Annotated in this window: 11 protein-coding genes; 8 read left to right on the forward strand and 3 right to left on the reverse strand. The window is 41.0% G+C overall.

Going from position 1 to position 16,010, the window contains the following annotated elements; translation table 11 throughout:
* Positions 1–33 precede the first annotated feature (33 nt).
* A complete protein-coding gene (locus WA338_RS17805) occupies positions 34–225 on the forward strand; it encodes a cold-shock protein (protein ID WP_009781881.1) in 192 nt (63 codons plus the stop codon).
* A gap of 100 nt (positions 226–325) precedes the next feature.
* Positions 326–1,093, forward strand: a complete 768-nt coding sequence (locus tag WA338_RS17810; RefSeq protein ID WP_272986431.1) for an amidohydrolase — start codon at positions 326–328, stop codon at positions 1,091–1,093.
* 12 nt (positions 1,094–1,105) lie between these two features.
* Here WA338_RS17810 and WA338_RS17815 read toward each other — a convergent pair whose 3' ends face one another.
* Complete coding sequence (locus WA338_RS17815; protein WP_009781883.1) at positions 1,106–2,725, reverse strand: Ig-like domain-containing protein; 1,620 nt, start codon at positions 2,723–2,725, stop codon at positions 1,106–1,108.
* A gap of 105 nt (positions 2,726–2,830) precedes the next feature.
* On the reverse strand, positions 2,831–3,508 hold the full coding sequence (locus WA338_RS17820; RefSeq protein ID WP_009781884.1) for a ComF family protein: 678 nt from the start codon (positions 3,506–3,508) through the stop codon (positions 2,831–2,833).
* Between the two features lie 53 nt (positions 3,509–3,561).
* On the opposite strand from WA338_RS17820, the gene WA338_RS17825 reads away from it, so the two are divergent.
* The 3 genes from WA338_RS17825 (at position 3,562) to WA338_RS17835 (ending at position 9,215) form a co-directional block, all read left to right on the forward strand.
* Positions 3,562–4,443: a hypothetical protein gene (locus WA338_RS17825; protein WP_009781885.1), complete on the forward strand. Its 882-nt coding sequence runs from the start codon at positions 3,562–3,564 to the stop codon at positions 4,441–4,443.
* A gap of 118 nt (positions 4,444–4,561) precedes the next feature.
* Positions 4,562–6,097 (forward strand): glycine--tRNA ligase, encoded by a 1,536-nt coding sequence (locus tag WA338_RS17830; protein ID WP_272986434.1) that lies wholly within the window; start codon positions 4,562–4,564, stop codon positions 6,095–6,097.
* A gap of 100 nt (positions 6,098–6,197) precedes the next feature.
* Positions 6,198–9,215 carry a GEVED domain-containing protein gene (locus WA338_RS17835; RefSeq protein WP_273016683.1) on the forward strand — a complete coding sequence of 1,006 codons (3,018 nt, stop codon included), beginning with the start codon at positions 6,198–6,200 and terminating at the stop codon, positions 9,213–9,215.
* 17 nt (positions 9,216–9,232) lie between these two features.
* Here the strand turns inward: WA338_RS17835 and WA338_RS17840 are convergent, their stop codons facing one another.
* On the reverse strand, positions 9,233–12,649 hold the full coding sequence (locus WA338_RS17840) for a hypothetical protein (RefSeq protein WP_040533798.1): 3,417 nt from the start codon (positions 12,647–12,649) through the stop codon (positions 9,233–9,235).
* A 119-nt stretch (positions 12,650–12,768) separates the two neighbouring features.
* Here WA338_RS17840 and WA338_RS17845 point away from each other — a divergent pair, with 119 nt between their 5' ends.
* From WA338_RS17845 to WA338_RS17855, 3 genes are all read left to right on the forward strand, one after another.
* Positions 12,769–13,536 (forward strand): exodeoxyribonuclease III, encoded by a 768-nt coding sequence (locus WA338_RS17845; protein ID WP_272986441.1) that lies wholly within the window; start codon positions 12,769–12,771, stop codon positions 13,534–13,536.
* A gap of 124 nt (positions 13,537–13,660) precedes the next feature.
* Positions 13,661–14,620, forward strand: coding sequence for an OmpA/MotB family protein (locus WA338_RS17850; protein WP_273016684.1), 960 nt, complete (start codon positions 13,661–13,663; stop codon positions 14,618–14,620).
* Between the two features lie 95 nt (positions 14,621–14,715).
* Positions 14,716–15,750, forward strand: coding sequence for an NADP(H)-dependent aldo-keto reductase (locus tag WA338_RS17855; RefSeq protein WP_272986445.1), 1,035 nt, complete (start codon positions 14,716–14,718; stop codon positions 15,748–15,750).
* Positions 15,751–16,010: the final 260 nt, after the last annotated feature.

Consider the following 16,010-nt stretch of genomic DNA (forward strand, 5'->3'; position numbering starts at 1 on the left):
TTGTACCAATATTAATTTTTTTACAATTTTATAATGAAAGGTACAGTTAAATTTTTCAATGAATCAAAAGGTTACGGATTCATTACTAACGATGACACAGGCAAGGACATCTTTGTACACGCAACCGGTCTTAACGGTGAAGTGTTAGAAGAAGGTGACCAAGTTGAGTACATCGAAGAAGAAGGAAGAAAAGGTATGGTAGCTGCGCAAGTACGCGTACTATAAGACTAAGATATATATAAGTATATTTAAGATTCCAATACCCGCTGCGTTGCAGCGGGTATTTTTTTGTCCTAACCTCAACAGCTTTTTGTACTTTTAAGTTATGCAAGACACCTTAAAAATAGCAGCAATTCAAGCAGATCTGGCTTGGGAAAATCCGGAAGCGAATCGTACATATTTTGATCAGAAAATCAGCGCTATACATAATGTAGATCTTATCGTTTTACCCGAAATGTTTGCTACAGGCTTTAGTATGAATCCTGAAGGAATAGCAGATACCGGTGCGATGGTCGAGTGGATGAAAGCTACAGCAAAAACCACTCAAGCAGCAATTGCCGGAAGCTTGATGATCAAAGAGGAAGATGCGTTTTACAACCGGTTTTATTTTATCACTCCAGAAGGTGCTTGTACTTCATACGATAAACGCCACACTTTTACTCTAGCGGGCGAACATAAGGTTTACAAACGCGGCGAGCAGCCCGTGATTGCAACATATAAAGGTTGGAAGTTTCTATTACAAGTATGTTACGACTTACGCTTTCCTGTTTTTGCACGCAATACCTCAAATTATGATGTGATGCTCTATGTAGCCAATTGGCCTAAAAAGCGTGTTTTTGCCTGGGATACTTTGCTCAAAGCGCGTGCAATAGAAAACATGAGTTACTGCATTGGCGTAAATCGAGTAGGTATCGATGGCGGCAATTATGAATACAACGGCTACAGTGGTATTTATGACAGTCTCGGGGCTACTTTAGCTTTCGCAGAAGCGGAAGAAAAAACAATTTATGCAACCTTGAGCAAAACTCATCTTGAAGAAACCCGCAACCAACTGAATTTTCTCGCAGATCAAGACAAATTTGAACTGAAGTAAGCACCAACTACACTATTCCTGCGTAAGAATAAAGGTGTGCTTAGGATACCAGCCTGAGCGTAAATCCAATAAATCGGGATAGTATAATACTTCTTCCGGCTGCTTTTGTTCCAGAAAATTCCCGGTGTCGTATTTACCGTTCTCGTTGAGGTCTACAATAACCCGCGCGTAGTATTTTCCGGGCTCGATACGGTTAAACTGAAACAAGGTTTTTCCCGGTTCTCCAATGATCTCACGTTTTACATCGCCTTTTTCGGTTACCAACTGCACAATGTGTTGTACCTCTGCGGCTCCTTGTAACGTAAGGTCGTATTCCCCATAATCGCCATAGGCTTTGGTGGATGCGCTAAAGTTGAGCGTATCATTCTTCGAGTCGTAGAAATCGGTTAGCGCTTCAGGAAGCATTTGTATTTTGTAAGACTCGTTTTCTTCGGTTTCAAAAGTCAGCGATATCTGCAGTTTTTTCGGAAATAAATTCACCTGAAAGGCTTCAACCAGCGTAGAATCTTTACGACTAATCACAATTTTGGAAGTGTCTACCGCCATTACCGGAATCGTAGTATTCAGCATATACGGTTCTTCTAAGATCAAGCTGCTGGACACCGATTGCACTTGTAGTGAGTCGGCCTTTAATGGGCGTCTGCGTACATACATCGTGTCTAGCAATTCCGTGTTTCCGTAAGTTTTAAAAATAAGGGAGTCGGTTTCAACTTGAGGCTTATACCAATACTGTAATGAATCCTGATCTTTTTTTAGCGTTACTAAGCGTTCAAAACCTTCAGGCTTTGCGCTTATCAATTCGATATCTATACTATCTGGATTCCCCGTAAACGGAAACGCTACACGTTGCGCAGCGCCTTGTTTAGGACGACCGGTTTCGGTTTCTAATTGCTCATTAAACAAGCGCAACACAAAAACCGAATCTGTAGGGACATCTATAAAGCCATCGTAAAATGCGATTTTATCTTTATCAGGCTGAAAGGTATAATTATTAGCGTCGTCTTTCAGCGCCACCAACTTATAACGCCCTTCCTTCACGTTAGTCAGTTCAAAAACCACGGTGCTATCTAAGGTATTGGTAATATATCGCGGCACATCTTTATACACGATAGAATCAGAATACGTTGAGTCGGCCTCATACAACATTACCGTCACGTACTCATCTGGTTTTTGCAAAAGCGCATCTCTAATGACTCCGGTTACATTAAGAGAATCTATATAATCACCCGTTGAAAAAACGTATTTAAAAAACTGAAAAGGATTTCCTTCATTATTGTCGGTAACGCTTTCTCCAAAATTGAATTGATAGGTTGTATTGGGGGCAAGTGTATCAGTAATCTGAATATCTATATACCTTGAAGCACTTCCTTGCGGACTCACTTGGGCCTTGGGATCCATTGGTGGAGAAACGATAAGGTTTTTACTCAGATCTTTGAGTTTGATGTATTCATCAAAATAAATCCTGATTTCCTTTCGGTCAAAATTAGTTGTGTAATTGGGTGGATCGGCGCGCACCAAAACCGGTGGCGTTTCATCTTTGGGTCCGCCTGTAGGAGTACCGCGTTTGGCACATTGCACTACAAAAAGCAGTAATATAAAAACAGATACGAGCTGTAAAACCTTTTTTGACATAACAGCGCAAAGTAACGATTATTTTTAAAGATGAGACAGCAGTGTTTTTTGGATAATTCCTAGAAACATTAGCTGGTTTTTCATCCAGGTTTTAAAACGTAAAAATTATTGGGCTATTGCCATTACGGCTACACTCAATTTTATTTCCGGTATTTTCTCTAAAGCCAGCGCACAACCTTCTACAGTTCCGCCTGTGGTAATTAAATCATCTACGAGTAAAATATGCTTTCCTTGAAGGCTTGTGGTTTCGGTAACGGCAAAAGAGTCTAAAACTTCGGTACCTCTAAAAACCCGATTTAAAAATACTTGCGTGCGTGTTGCTTTAGTTCGGTATAAAATGTGATCATAATACGGCTTATTTAAACATTGGGCAATCGCCTTGCCAAATCCCGCCACCTGATTATAGCCGCGTTCGCGCAACCTCGATTTATGCAAAGGTACCGGCATCACACAGTCAATTTGATTAAATGCAGCCGCTTCTGCAAGTTGCGCTCCAAGCCATTGTCCTAAAAAATCACTTAACCCTTCCTGACCACGATATTTTAAATTATGAATAAGCTGTTGAACGCGGGTTTTCTTGTCAAAATAAAATAAAGCAGCCTCTAAATTAAGGCTTGTTCGCCCGTACAATAATTTTTTGATGGGTTTTTGCGTTGTAGTGTGCAAATGAGTTACCGGCAATGCGTGGCGGCAAGAAGTACAAATGAGTTGTTCCCCTTCGCTCAGGATGGTTTCACAAGCACTACATTGCTCAGGAAAGAAGAGTTTCAGCAAAGACTTCATCTCATTTTGATTAATTATTTTAACTTTCGCACTAAGATATCAAAATAGGCTGCATGAGCGCGACTCGCAATAACAATGCTTTAAAGATTCTTATCGGTATACTTTTTCTATTGCTCTTGGGATTGGGTGGTTACACCTATAAATTCTATCACGAGCTGAGTGCCAGTAAAGTAGCACTTTCTGAAGAAAAAGAACTTCTTAAAGAAGAACTGAGTGACCTTTTGACCAACTATAATGCTGAAATTGAAACCAACAAGCTGCTTTCTACTGAATTAAAAGAAGCACGGGCTCGTATTCAAAACTTGCTAAATCGTCTTGAGCAAGCAAATTCTACACAGACGACACTTCAAAATTACAGGCGTGAGCTTGCTATTTTAAGGGATGAGCGCGATGCCTTACGTAAAAAAGCAGACAGTTTACTCCTTGAAAATGCATTGCTGGTAACTCAAAAAACAAATGCCGAAGCTGCTTTTGATGAAAGTGTTGTTGAACGCGACTCACTAAAACAACAAAACGAAGCGCTGCAAGAAAACCTGAGTAAAGGTGCTCAACTTACCGTGAGTAAATTTAGAACCAGTGGTGTCATCCTGCGCCGTAGTGGTAAAACCGTGCCTAATGATCGCGCAAGACGTATTGATAAAATTGAAATTTGCTATACGATCAATGAAAATATTTTGGCCAAGCCGGGCATTCACGATTTCTACATTCAGGTGATCAATCCCAGAAATAACGTGATGGGCGAACACGTTTCACTCGCTTTTGGAGAAAATATTCTGATTTACAGCGCTTACCAACAGATCAATTATCAAAATGAGGAGCTTCAATCCTGTGTTTGGATCAATCCGATGGCCGAAGAATTTGATCCGGGAATTTACCGCATCAATCTGTTTGAAAACGATCGCTTGCTTAGCAATAGCGTGGTTGAGCTCGAATAATTCAGCTTCAAAAATCATCTTATAAAAAAACCGCTGCATTGCTGCGGTTTTTTTATTTTTACCTCCTTGTTTCGCAACAGCAAAACAACCAAAATCAAATACAAAAGCAACATACCAAATGGCACAACAGGAAGATCATTTTAAGAAGGTAATATCACACGCAAAAGAATATGGCTACATTTTTGGGAGTAGCGAGATTTATGACGGTTTAAGTGCCGTGTATGACTACGGTCAAAACGGAGCCGAACTCAAGAAAAACATACGTGATTACTGGTGGAAGAGTATGGTGCAAATGCACGAGAATATCGTGGGTATTGATGCTTCGATCTTTATGCATCCTACCACGTGGAAAGCTTCTGGACACGTTGATGCTTTTAATGACCCGCTTATTGACAATAAAGATTCAAAAAAACGCTATCGCGCCGATGTATTGATCGAAGATTATGCTGAAAAACTGAATCAAAAAGCGCTTAAAGAAATAGCAAAAGCAAAAAAACGCTTTGGTGATAAGTTTGACGAGCAAGAGTTTGTAACTACAAATCCACGTGTTTTACGCTATCGCAAGGAACAGGAAACCGTTTTACAACGCATGGCGCGTTCTCTGGAAGCCGAAGATCTTGCCGATGTAAAAGCTTTGATCGAAGAACTAGGCATTGCAGACCCCGATACCGGTTCAAAAAACTGGACAGACGTGCGTCAATTCAATTTGATGTTTGGGACTAAATTAGGAGCTTCTGCAGAAACTGCTACCGATCTCTATTTAAGACCAGAAACTGCACAGGGAATTTTTGTAAACTTTCTGAACGTGCAAAAAACCGGAAGAATGAAAATTCCATTTGGGATCGCTCAAACCGGTAAAGCTTTTAGAAATGAGATCGTAGCGCGTCAGTTTATTTTTAGAATGCGTGAATTTGAACAGATGGAAATGCAGTTTTTTGTGCGTCCCGGTGACGAACTAAAATGGTACGAGCATTGGAAAGAAACGCGTCTAAAATGGCATTTATCACTTGGTCTTGGTGAAGAAAATTACCGTTTTCATGATCACGAGAAGCTAGCCCACTATGCGAATGCAGCAGCAGATATTGAGTTTGATTTCCCATTTGGTTTTAAAGAATTAGAAGGAATTCACAGCCGTACCGATTTTGACCTTAAAGCACACGAAGAATTCTCAGGTAAAAAGCTTCAATTCTTTGATCCTGAATTGAATGAAAATTATGTGCCTTATGTGGTTGAAACTTCAATAGGTCTTGACCGTATGTTCCTAGCGGTATTCTCAAAATCTTTAGAAGAAGAAGAACTAGAGAACGGTTCTACCCGTACCGTTTTAAAACTTCCGGCGATTTTAGCACCTGTAAAAGCTGCCATACTTCCACTAGTTAAAAAAGATGGATTACCTGAAGTTGCCCAGAAGATCATTGATGATTTGAAATTCGACTTTAATGTGGCTTATGATGAGAAAGATGCTGTGGGACGCAGATACCGCCGCCAAGATGCTGCGGGAACTCCATTTTGCATCACTGTAGATCACGACAGCTTAGAAGATGAAAGTGTAACCATTCGCGATCGCGACACAATGGAGCAAAAACGTGTAAAAATCAGCGAGCTTGCTACCATTTTGCACGAAAAAATAGATTTTAAACATTGGGCAAAATAAGTCCGCTATTTTATCAAAAAATCAAAAAGCCCAACTTGGGGCTTTTTTTGAACCTTATAGTTGATTCTTTCGTACATTTAATGACCGCAACACGCTAACTATGAAACATTTTTACCCGCACGATCTCAAGAAAGCACAACTGTTAACCTGCTTTCTGGTTTTACTTAGTTTTTCCTGTTCGTTTCAGGTTACTGGTCAAGAGAAAAAAAAGCCTACGGTAATTAGTAAAATGCGTTTGGTGCGTGAAGTTCCCAGTCTCGCCTCTCAACTAGAAAAAGGAACTTTTAAAGCGGTAGAGAAATCAAATAATCCGCAAGAAATAAACCCAAAAAGACGCCGGGCTAATCAAGTGGTTCCGGGAAAAGGTTTTCCTAAAGACGGTGATCCTCTGCTTAAAAAGCAAACCGAAAAAGAAAAAACCGACGCTAAGTCTTATAACCTCGAACCTATTCAGGTTTTTGAAGCAAACACTTCAAACTTCACGCCATCTGATCCCACTGGGGCTGCAGGACCCAATCACTATGTAGCTGCCTGGAATGTTGGTTTTAAAATTTATGATAAACAAGGAAACGAACTTGTACCACAGGCGAGTCTGGGAACGCTTTTTGAAGGAAACACTGCCGGAGATCCTATTGTACTTTACGACGCTCCTGCAGACCGGTTTATTATTACGCAATTTGAAAATGAAGATGAAAGCGATGCAGACAATGACTTTGAAAACGGATTAAATATCGCGGTTTGTCAAGGCTCAGATCCTGTAAACGATGGTTGGTATATATATACCGCCGGTTTTGAAACCGGTGCTTTTCCTGATTATCCCAAATATTCTGTTTGGCATGATGGGTATTATGTAACTTCAAATATTGCGATCACCGGCGGTGACGCGACTGGAGATGCTGTTTTTGTTATGGAGCGTGATCAAATGCTTCAAGGGCTTGCTGAAGTAGGCTTTTTAGGATTCCCCTTGCCTACGTTGCAAAGAGCAGGATTTTACAGTCCGCAGTTTTTTAATGTCAGCACTTCTGAAGCACCAACGACAGGTGGTGCTACCGTAGTTTATTATCAAGATGATGCCTGGTCTGGGGTTGATGATGATCACCTTAAATTATGGACGGTAGACGTAGATTGGGACACACCTGAAAATTCAAGTATTTCACAACCGGAACTTATAAGCGTAAGCGATTTTAATGGTGTTTTTGACGGCGGAAGTTTTTCAAATTTACCGCAGCCCGCAGGTGCCGAAATTGATGCCATGCAAGGTACCGTAATGAATCAAGCCCAGTTTAGAAAGTTTGACGATCACAACTCGGCTATTTTTAATTTTGTGGTCAATGTCGCTCCTTTGGGAGAAGAGCAAGCCGGTATACGCTGGTATGAGTTACGACAAACAGGAGATGGCCAACCGTGGACGATTTATCAGGAAGGAACTTATGTTTCTCCTACCGGAAATAATGCCTTTGGCGCAAGTATGGCGATGGACGGTGCCGGAAGCATCGCCATGGGATATACGACCGTGAGCGCCGATCTACCCGTAACCTTAAATTTTACCGGAAGATATGCTAACGATCCTTTGGGTGAAATGTCTGTACCCGAAGCATTTCTCGCAACCAGTACGGGAGCCAGTACTTCTGAGCGCTATGCCGATTATACACACCTTACTATTGACCCGGCAGACGATGAAACCTTTTGGTTTATTTCAGAATATTTCAATCCGCAACGCACAGATATAATTAGCGTTTTCAAATTGGCGTCAGATAATGCCAATGATGTTCAGACCATTTCTATTGATAGTCCAGAAGATGGTGCCTTAACCAGTACCGAAAGTATTACGATCACGATAAGAAATGCTGGTAACACCACGCAAACCAGTATTCCTGTGAGCTACACTGTAGACGGAACAACAGTGAATGAAACTTTTACAGGCAGTCTTGCTTTTAATGAAACTGCCAGCTACACCTTTACACAAGCCGCTGATCTTTCTAGCATCGGAGAAGAATACACTATTACTGCCACTACCAATCTTGAAAACGACGAAGACACCACCAATGATAGTATGTCAACCACGGTACAAAACCTCTGGCAGAACAATGTGGGTGTTTCTTCAATAGATAATCCACAGTCTGATTCTGGACTGGGAGCTGCGATTCCTATTACTGTTACGGTCACCAATTTTGGACAAGCAGATCAGGCTAATTTCCCGGTGTACTACAGCATCAATGACGGGGAGCAAATCACAGAAACCTTTGACCGAACCATAGCCGCTCAGACTTCAGAATCCTTTACTTTTAATGCTACCGAGGACTTTTCAGCTATTGGCTCTTATGAGATTACCGCCGGGACGGCTTTAGAAACCGATAGCGACACCAGCAATGATGAAATTTCGGCAACCGTAACCAATGACTACTGTCAACCGGTTTCTAACTGTAGTGGTTTTGGTGATGGTGTAACAGAAATAAGCCTCGAAGGAACTACGATCACGACAGCCTGTTCAGCTACAGGTTATGATGCCGATCTGGATACTGTTTTTGATCTTGATATTCAAGAAAATGCATACACAGGAATGCTTGAAGTAGGCTATCAAAATTCTAACTACGCAATCTTTATAGATTTTAATAACAATGGTGGGTTTGAAGCATCAGAAATGGTTTCAAACGGCAATGTGCTGTTTGCTGATACTGCCGAAGAATTTGAACTCGAATTACCAGAAGGCGTTGCCTTAGGAACCTACAGAATGCGCGTGCGTGGTCAAGACAGCAATGAAGAAGGTGATGTGACAGATCCTTGTGGCGATCTTGCCTATGGCCGTACCAATGACTACAGCGTACGTATCTTTAACAGTCTTTCGGTGGAAGAGAATATTTTTCCGGATAGTGAATTAGTAATTCTTGAGCCTGAACAAAATCATTTTCAAATTTCTTTAAGCACTCAAGAAACCACCGAAAAAATGGCGGTAACTGTGTACTCTATTTTAGGGCAAAAATTAGCCGAAAACTGGATCGAAAATGAATACGGAAGCTATGTATATGACTTGGATATGTCTTACGCTTCAAGCGGTGTTTACATCGTGCGTATCGGGAATCGTAACGGTGGGCAATCTAAAAAGATTATTGTCAATTAAGCTTTTTTATTTGAAGGTTAAAAAAGTGCTCGTAGCTGAACCGTTCCTGTATGAATGGTTCTAGAATCTTCACTTTTACGACCAAAATACGACAGGTTTAAATCTAGAAATTTAGTCAGGCGTTTTTGCGCGATTACATTCCAGGTGAAGTTTGAACCCGGCTGCAAGCCTTCTAGCATTTGATAAGCAACCGGTGAAAATGCAGCACCTTCAAATTCATTTTTGATGTATTGCGCCTCGATATTGAATGAAATCTTTTCAGCATTGCTGTAGGAAAATGCCACCCCAAAATCCTGTTTATTTAAATATTCCAAAGCCCCCAAACTATTTTCTTTGGTTCCCAAACTGTAAAAAGCTTCAAGCCGCGTGTTATCGTCAAATAAGTACGAAATTTTAGGATTTAGTTCAAAAGTCTCGAGACTGTAATTGCGTTGTGCAAAATTTTCTGACGCACTACTATTGGTTCCTAAAGCTGTATTTAAGTTAAACAAATAACTTGCTTTTATTTTATGCAGAAAAGACACTTGATGGCTGCGTAATTCATTAGTTTGTAATCCTAACGAAACTAAATTACGTGCTGTATTTGCTAGATAGGTGTAGCTTGTCGTATACTGCTGTTTTCCTCTGTTGAAAAAAAGCGTGTTTCTAAAATTGAGATTCAATCCCAGTGCATTGTCATCATCTTCAAACGGATTTAAATCAAAAGAATTCCCATCCCGAAGGACTTTACGATCGATTAAATAACTGGTTTGATTGTAAAAATGCGAAGCAAATTTTTGAAAGCCTTTTTTACCACTCCATTGCTGAAAATTTACCGTAAGAATCTGACTTAACTTATTCTGATGTGTTTTTACAAAAAGCTGGTTAGGTAACAATACTCTTATGAAATCGGCTTCATCCTGAAACTGCGCCAGTTCAAACTCTTCTAATTGCTGAACCCCGTCGTTATTGTAATCCTTCCACGTGTAAACTCCAAGACCTTCATCAACCTTAACATAAGTGAATTCCTGTTGTGGCAAAGTCCCGCTGCTCGTTTCAAAAACCGTATTCAATCGTACAAGATTTTTAAAAAGCTTTTGATTGTACAGCAACCGGGAGTTCAAAGATTGCTCAGATGCTGTCCCTTCGGTATAGCGCAATTTCCTATAATTAGCATACAATCCTAAAGAAGTATTTTCATTTTGAATCAGTTGTGATTTCAGATAATAAGTGTCACTGTGGTTTACCTGTTGTACGTTATTGCCTCGCAAACTATCATTCACGCGATAGCGATAGCCCAATTCCACAAAAACCGCCGTACTGTCTCCCCGCCCTACAAAAGCTTCATAGGATTGAAACCGCTGACTCAAAGGATCAAAAACTTCTGAAACAGGATTACGGCTTACATTATCTTCAGCACGCAACTTGGCACCGATCCAAGATTTTTGCATTCCGTATATAGCTGCAGCATTCATTCTAAAAAAACGCGTAGTTGCAGTATCTGCTTCAGATTTTAAATAGCTGGCATTAAACTGTGTTCGCAGTTTGTTAAACCGAAGATTGCCATAAATAGAATTGCGGGAGCCGGAATAATTCTGACTGTAATTCAAATGTTCAAAACTATAATTCACCACTCCAATTGCGGTATCCTGAAAATGTAATCCTGAAGTAAGCAAGGTTTGATCACCCTGGGGAAATAAGGGTAAATTCCAGTCGCGGCTAAACTCGATCGCATAGGTGCGCTCAATATTTCGAAAAGTGTTTTGGATATAGTCTACCGTTCCATACGCCCGCAACTGCCTGACTTCATTTTTTTCGTAAAGCGTTTGATCAACATTGAAACGACCTGCAAAACCATCATTATCTCCATCGTCTAAATCTGAAAAGAGGTTCAAATCCTCTTTGCTTCCTGCACCTTCAAATGAAATACGCGTCTTTGCTGAAGGATTATAAGCTCCTTGTAACACGGCCATTTGCAACTGGGTCGGGGCAAACAAACGCGCCACCGGTTCAAAATTCCCTTGTGGAATTCCGTTTATTGGTGCTACATATTCATAAATACGATTGATCGCCGATGCGTTGGTGAGTACGTAATTTCCTTGATTTGTACCTACATCTGTAAAACGCACATTGAACAATTCGTCCTCAGGATCGTTAGAAAACTCAAATACTTCCTGACCGTTTCTAAACACTTTTCGGTATAAAATTTTATTCTCATTATAAGTGTCAGGATTTGCACTTGGTGCGATCATTTGTTCGCTATCATCTCCTGCACTCTGCAAAACTGCTACTTGTTCTTGATTTAAATTTTGCAATAAGGGTTGATTTTTAGCATCATTTTCAGAATACACATGCGCCCGAAGCTTAAGTTTGCCGTCATCGGTCTGATGGCCACCTCCTGCATAGGCAATTATGCGAGTAAAATTTTGTTCACTGTATTGATACTCAACCGAAATACGCATCTCGCTGGTAATGGGAAACGTAGGATTAAAACGGATTTCCCCGGCATTATAATCAATTACATAATCTGCGGTTTCCCCGCGCTCTAGCAAGATACCGTTAACAAAAACGCGTTCACTTCCGCTAACGATAAGCACGTACAACTCGCCATTAGGTCCGGTCAATTTATACGGCCCTTGATTCCCTTCTTGTCCTGTAAATCTACTTTGTGTAAAAACACCGCGTACCAAAGCTCCGGTGGCAAAAGCTTCGGTTTGCGAATTCTCTTGATCCAGTCGCCCGCTCAAGGATAAGCCCTGTACTTTTTTTGTAAATCGACCAAAAAAGGAGATGTTATTTTCCAGATTAATATCTCCGGCGCGTATGTTCCACATATCGCTGTAGAGCTCTATAAAGATCTGATCAAACTCATCTAAACGCTGTGAGTATCCCCCATTTTGCTGCGGAATATTCGCATCTTGCAACGAAGTGCGCAAAGAGACCTTTTTGCTTAGTTTCCCGGTGATTTGCAGGTCTAGCTCGCTGGTAAGCGTACTGTTTTGATTATTTCCGCTGGTGATCCCACGCACCAAACTCCCTGAAGTTGTAAGTCCGTCAAAAGGTTTAAAATCGGGCTTTGTTGTTTTTTTCTTCAGTGCATAGACTCGGCTCAAATTGCCACTGCTGTTCACCACCTTGCTAGGATCATATTCAAAATACGATTTAGTTAAAAAATCGGGATACACGCTGTACTTGAAATCTAAGGTATCTAGTGATGCATCTGGTTGTTTTAACCAAAAAAGCGACCGCCCATAATCTACTTCATAAGCTGTTGTATCCAGGATGCTTCCATCTTTTTGAAGCACTTGGAATAAAACAGGATTAATACTTGTCGTATCGATCACCACAGTATCCTTTATGGCCAATCGTTTTGTTCGGCGCAGTTTAGACTGAAAATCCTGTGCAAAACCGGTTGCAGCAATCAGGAAACACGATATCAAGATCAGGTGGCGCATGGCCATAAAACTACGGGAAAAAGCCTTAACGTTTAGCGATGCAAGACTATTTGTATTGAGAACATCAACAGAAGATTTCTAGCGAAATAACTACCTTCGCCAAAACCCAAAATTAAAGCATGAAAATAATCACATATAACGTAAACGGAATTCGTGCAGCTATTCGTAAAGGTCTTCTTGACTGGCTAAAAGCTGCTAACCCAGATGTACTTTTACTGCAAGAAACCAAGGCCCATAAAGAGCAACTAGACATAGATTTGTTTGAAGAAACCGGCTACCATGATTATTGGTTTAGCGCACAAAAAAAAGGATACAGCGGCGTAGCGATTTTAAGTAAAAAAGAACCCGATAATATCGTGCACGGCACCGGTATTGATTATATGGATCACGAAGGACGTAACATCAGAGCAGACTTTGGCGACCTGAGTGTTATGAGTATGTATTTACCAAGTGGGACAAATGTAGACCGTCTAGAACATAAGCTAAAATATATGGCAGACTTTCAGGCCTATTCTGAAGAGCTGCGCAAAACACGCCCTAATCTTATCGTGAGTGGCGATTATAATATTTGCCACGAACCTATAGACATTCACGATCCCGTACGTCTTAAAAATGTAAGTGGTTTTTTACCGGTAGAGCGTGAGTGGCTTAGCGGCTTTATCAACAGTGGTTTTACAGACAGCTTTAGACATCTTAATCCCGATGTTGAACAATACAGCTGGTGGAGTTATCGCGCAAATGCACGCGCCAATAATAAAGGTTGGCGACTGGATTATAATATGGTAAGCGAACCCTTAAAAGACAAGATCAAGCGCGCTGTAATTCTTCCGGAAGCAAAGCATAGTGATCATTGTCCGGCATTGGTAGAGCTCGATCTCAACACCTAAACAACCTCAGCACTAGCCTCGGGCTATTTAATTTGGATCATCAGGAAAATGTATTGCTTTTGTCTTAACCGAAGCCAATAATTTTAACCTCCAAACGTTGATTATAAAAAACAACCACAACCCTATGTTTAGAAAAGTCTGCCTTATCGTGGGCGCTGCCGCCACACTATCTTCGTGCGTTTCAGCAAAAGTGTATAAAGATCTTGAAGCTCGGTTTGCCGGTCTCAAAGCCGAAAATCAAGAATTGCAACAAGACCTTTCTCAAGAAGAACGCTTGAGAAAGCAATTTGAAGATCAAGCAGCTCAGCTAGAAAAAGAGCTCGCTCAAGCGACAAGTGAGCGTGATGATTTACAGCGTAAGTATGCTACAGCGCAAGCCAATCTCAAGAATTTGCAGGATTCTTATGACGCGCTTGAAGCCAATAGCTCTAAAGCTTTAGCCGAAAACTCAAAGCAAAATCGCGAGCTTTTAGCACAATTAGATGAGAAGCAGGCCGATCTCGCCGCTGAACAAAACCGACTGGAAAAAATGCAACGCGATCTCACCGAGCGTTCGCGTCGTGTTGAAGAGTTAGAGTCAATGATTGCTGCAAAAGATGCCAAAATGCGTGCCTTGAAAGATGCAATTTCTAAAGCCCTCGTAGATTTTGAAGGAAATGGTCTTACAGTAGAACAACGTGACGGAAAAGTTTATGTTTCGCTAGAGAACAAACTTCTTTTTGAAAGCGGAAGCTGGAATGTAGGTACCAAAGGACGACAAGCAGTAAACCAACTGGGTAGCGTATTGGCTCAAAATCCTGAAATCGCTGTTCTGATCGAAGGGCATACCGATGATGTGCCGTATGGCGGCAACGGACCTTTAAAAGACAATTGGGATCTTTCTACTAAACGCGCTACAGCTATTGTTGAGATTTTACGTCAAAATGCACAGATTGATCCTAAAAATCTTACCGCTGCCGGTCGTGGCGAGTTTGCACCGGTTGCTACAAACAGTACCGCAGAAGGTAAAGCAAAAAACAGAAGAATAGAAGTCATTCTTACGCCTAAGCTAGATGAAGTAACTAAGTTGCTCAACGATATATAAGTACATCCTGCTATTTGCTATGAAAATCTGAAGCCTCACCGGTGGAGTGAGGCTTTTATATTTTTACAATACCTTCGCAAGAAATCCAGATTTAAATGCGATATACAAAACTACCCGGAACTTCAATTGACGTAAGTAAAATTTGCTTAGGCACCATGACATGGGGCGAGCAAAACACCGAGGCAGAAGGTCACGCTCAACTTGATTATGCCATAGAACAAGGTGTAAATTTTATAGATACTGCAGAATTATACAGCGTTCCCGCTCGCGCAGAAACCTACGGAAGCACAGAACGCATTATTGGTTCTTGGCTGAAGAAGAGAGGAAAACGTGATGATCTCATTATTGCCTCAAAAATTGCAGGCCCTGCTGAAATGTCTAAACATATTCGTACCGGCGGCTATACCAAAGCAGAGTTTAAAGATGCGATTCACAAAAGTTTAAAACGCCTACAAACCGATTACATCGACCTGTATCAACTGCATTGGCCGGAGCGCAACACCAACTATTTTGGAAAATTGGGCTACACCCACGACACTGAAGAACAATGGCAAGATAATTTCAAGAAGATTCTTGAAGACCTTCAGGAGTTTGTAAAAGAAGGACTTATAAGACACGTAGGTGTGAGTAATGAAACGGCATATGGTTTATCGCGCTATATGGAAGAAAGTCGCAAAGGACTTCCTAAAATGAGAACCGTGCAAAACCCGTATAATTTGCTCAACCGTAAAGATGAAATTGGTCTCACCGAAATTATGCAGCGCGAAGAAGTGGGATATCTCGCATATTCTCCTTTAGGTTTTGGAACCCTCAGCGGAAAATACATCGAACAAACAGATACTGAAGCTTCCCGTATCAATAAGTTTCCGCAATACAGCAGGTATTCTAATGAGCAAGCTGTAGCAGCAACCAAGCGCTATCTCGATCTTGCTAAAAAACACGATTTGTCACTTACACAAATGGCTTTAGCCTTTGTAACCGACAGGCCTTTTATGACTTCAAATATTATAGGAGCTACAAACCTTGAACAATTGAAAGAAAATATAGGCAGTGTAAATATTCAGCTTTCTTCAGAAATCCTGGAGGAAATAGAAGCTATACATAAAGCGATCCCAAATCCTGCTCCTTAAGCAAAACAAAACAGTAAATAAGGCATCAAACCCTTTGGCGGTGCCAATAAACTACCTCAGGGCAAGCCCATGAGGCATTGCTTGGAAACAAATTTTTAATTTCGAGGCAAACCTCGGGGTGTAAAACCCTTTGGCGGTGCCAATAAAAAAGCCGCTTTGAAGCGGCTTTTTTATTTATAGCTTTGTCCCGTCCTGAAATAAGTTGACACAAATTCGACTTATTTATGAAAGACTCAGAAGGAGCTGAGAAGAAACGCACT

This window comes from Leeuwenhoekiella sp. CH_XMU1409-2 (assembly GCF_037029365.1).
Lineage (GTDB): Bacteria > Bacteroidota > Bacteroidia > Flavobacteriales > Flavobacteriaceae > Leeuwenhoekiella > Leeuwenhoekiella blandensis.

Bases quoted from the DNA above. Each gene is read 5' to 3' on its own strand.
- WA338_RS17810 (WP_272986431.1), top strand. From the start codon at position 326: ATGCAAGACACCTTAAAAATAGCAGCAATTCAAGCAGATCTGGCTTGG.
- WA338_RS17840 (WP_040533798.1), bottom strand. From the start codon at position 12,649: ATGCGCCACCTGATCTTGATATCGTGTTTCCTGATTGCTGCAACCGGT.
- WA338_RS17815 (WP_009781883.1), bottom strand. From the start codon at position 2,725: ATGTCAAAAAAGGTTTTACAGCTCGTATCTGTTTTTATATTACTGCTT.
- WA338_RS17805 (WP_009781881.1), top strand. From the start codon at position 34: ATGAAAGGTACAGTTAAATTTTTCAATGAATCAAAAGGTTACGGATTC.
- WA338_RS17820 (WP_009781884.1), bottom strand. From the start codon at position 3,508: ATGAAGTCTTTGCTGAAACTCTTCTTTCCTGAGCAATGTAGTGCTTGT.
- WA338_RS17845 (WP_272986441.1), top strand. From the start codon at position 12,769: ATGAAAATAATCACATATAACGTAAACGGAATTCGTGCAGCTATTCGT.
- WA338_RS17850 (WP_273016684.1), top strand. From the start codon at position 13,661: ATGTTTAGAAAAGTCTGCCTTATCGTGGGCGCTGCCGCCACACTATCT.
- WA338_RS17830 (WP_272986434.1), top strand. From the start codon at position 4,562: ATGGCACAACAGGAAGATCATTTTAAGAAGGTAATATCACACGCAAAA.
- WA338_RS17855 (WP_272986445.1), top strand. From the start codon at position 14,716: ATGCGATATACAAAACTACCCGGAACTTCAATTGACGTAAGTAAAATT.
- WA338_RS17825 (WP_009781885.1), top strand. From the start codon at position 3,562: ATGAGCGCGACTCGCAATAACAATGCTTTAAAGATTCTTATCGGTATA.
- WA338_RS17835 (WP_273016683.1), top strand. From the start codon at position 6,198: ATGAAACATTTTTACCCGCACGATCTCAAGAAAGCACAACTGTTAACC.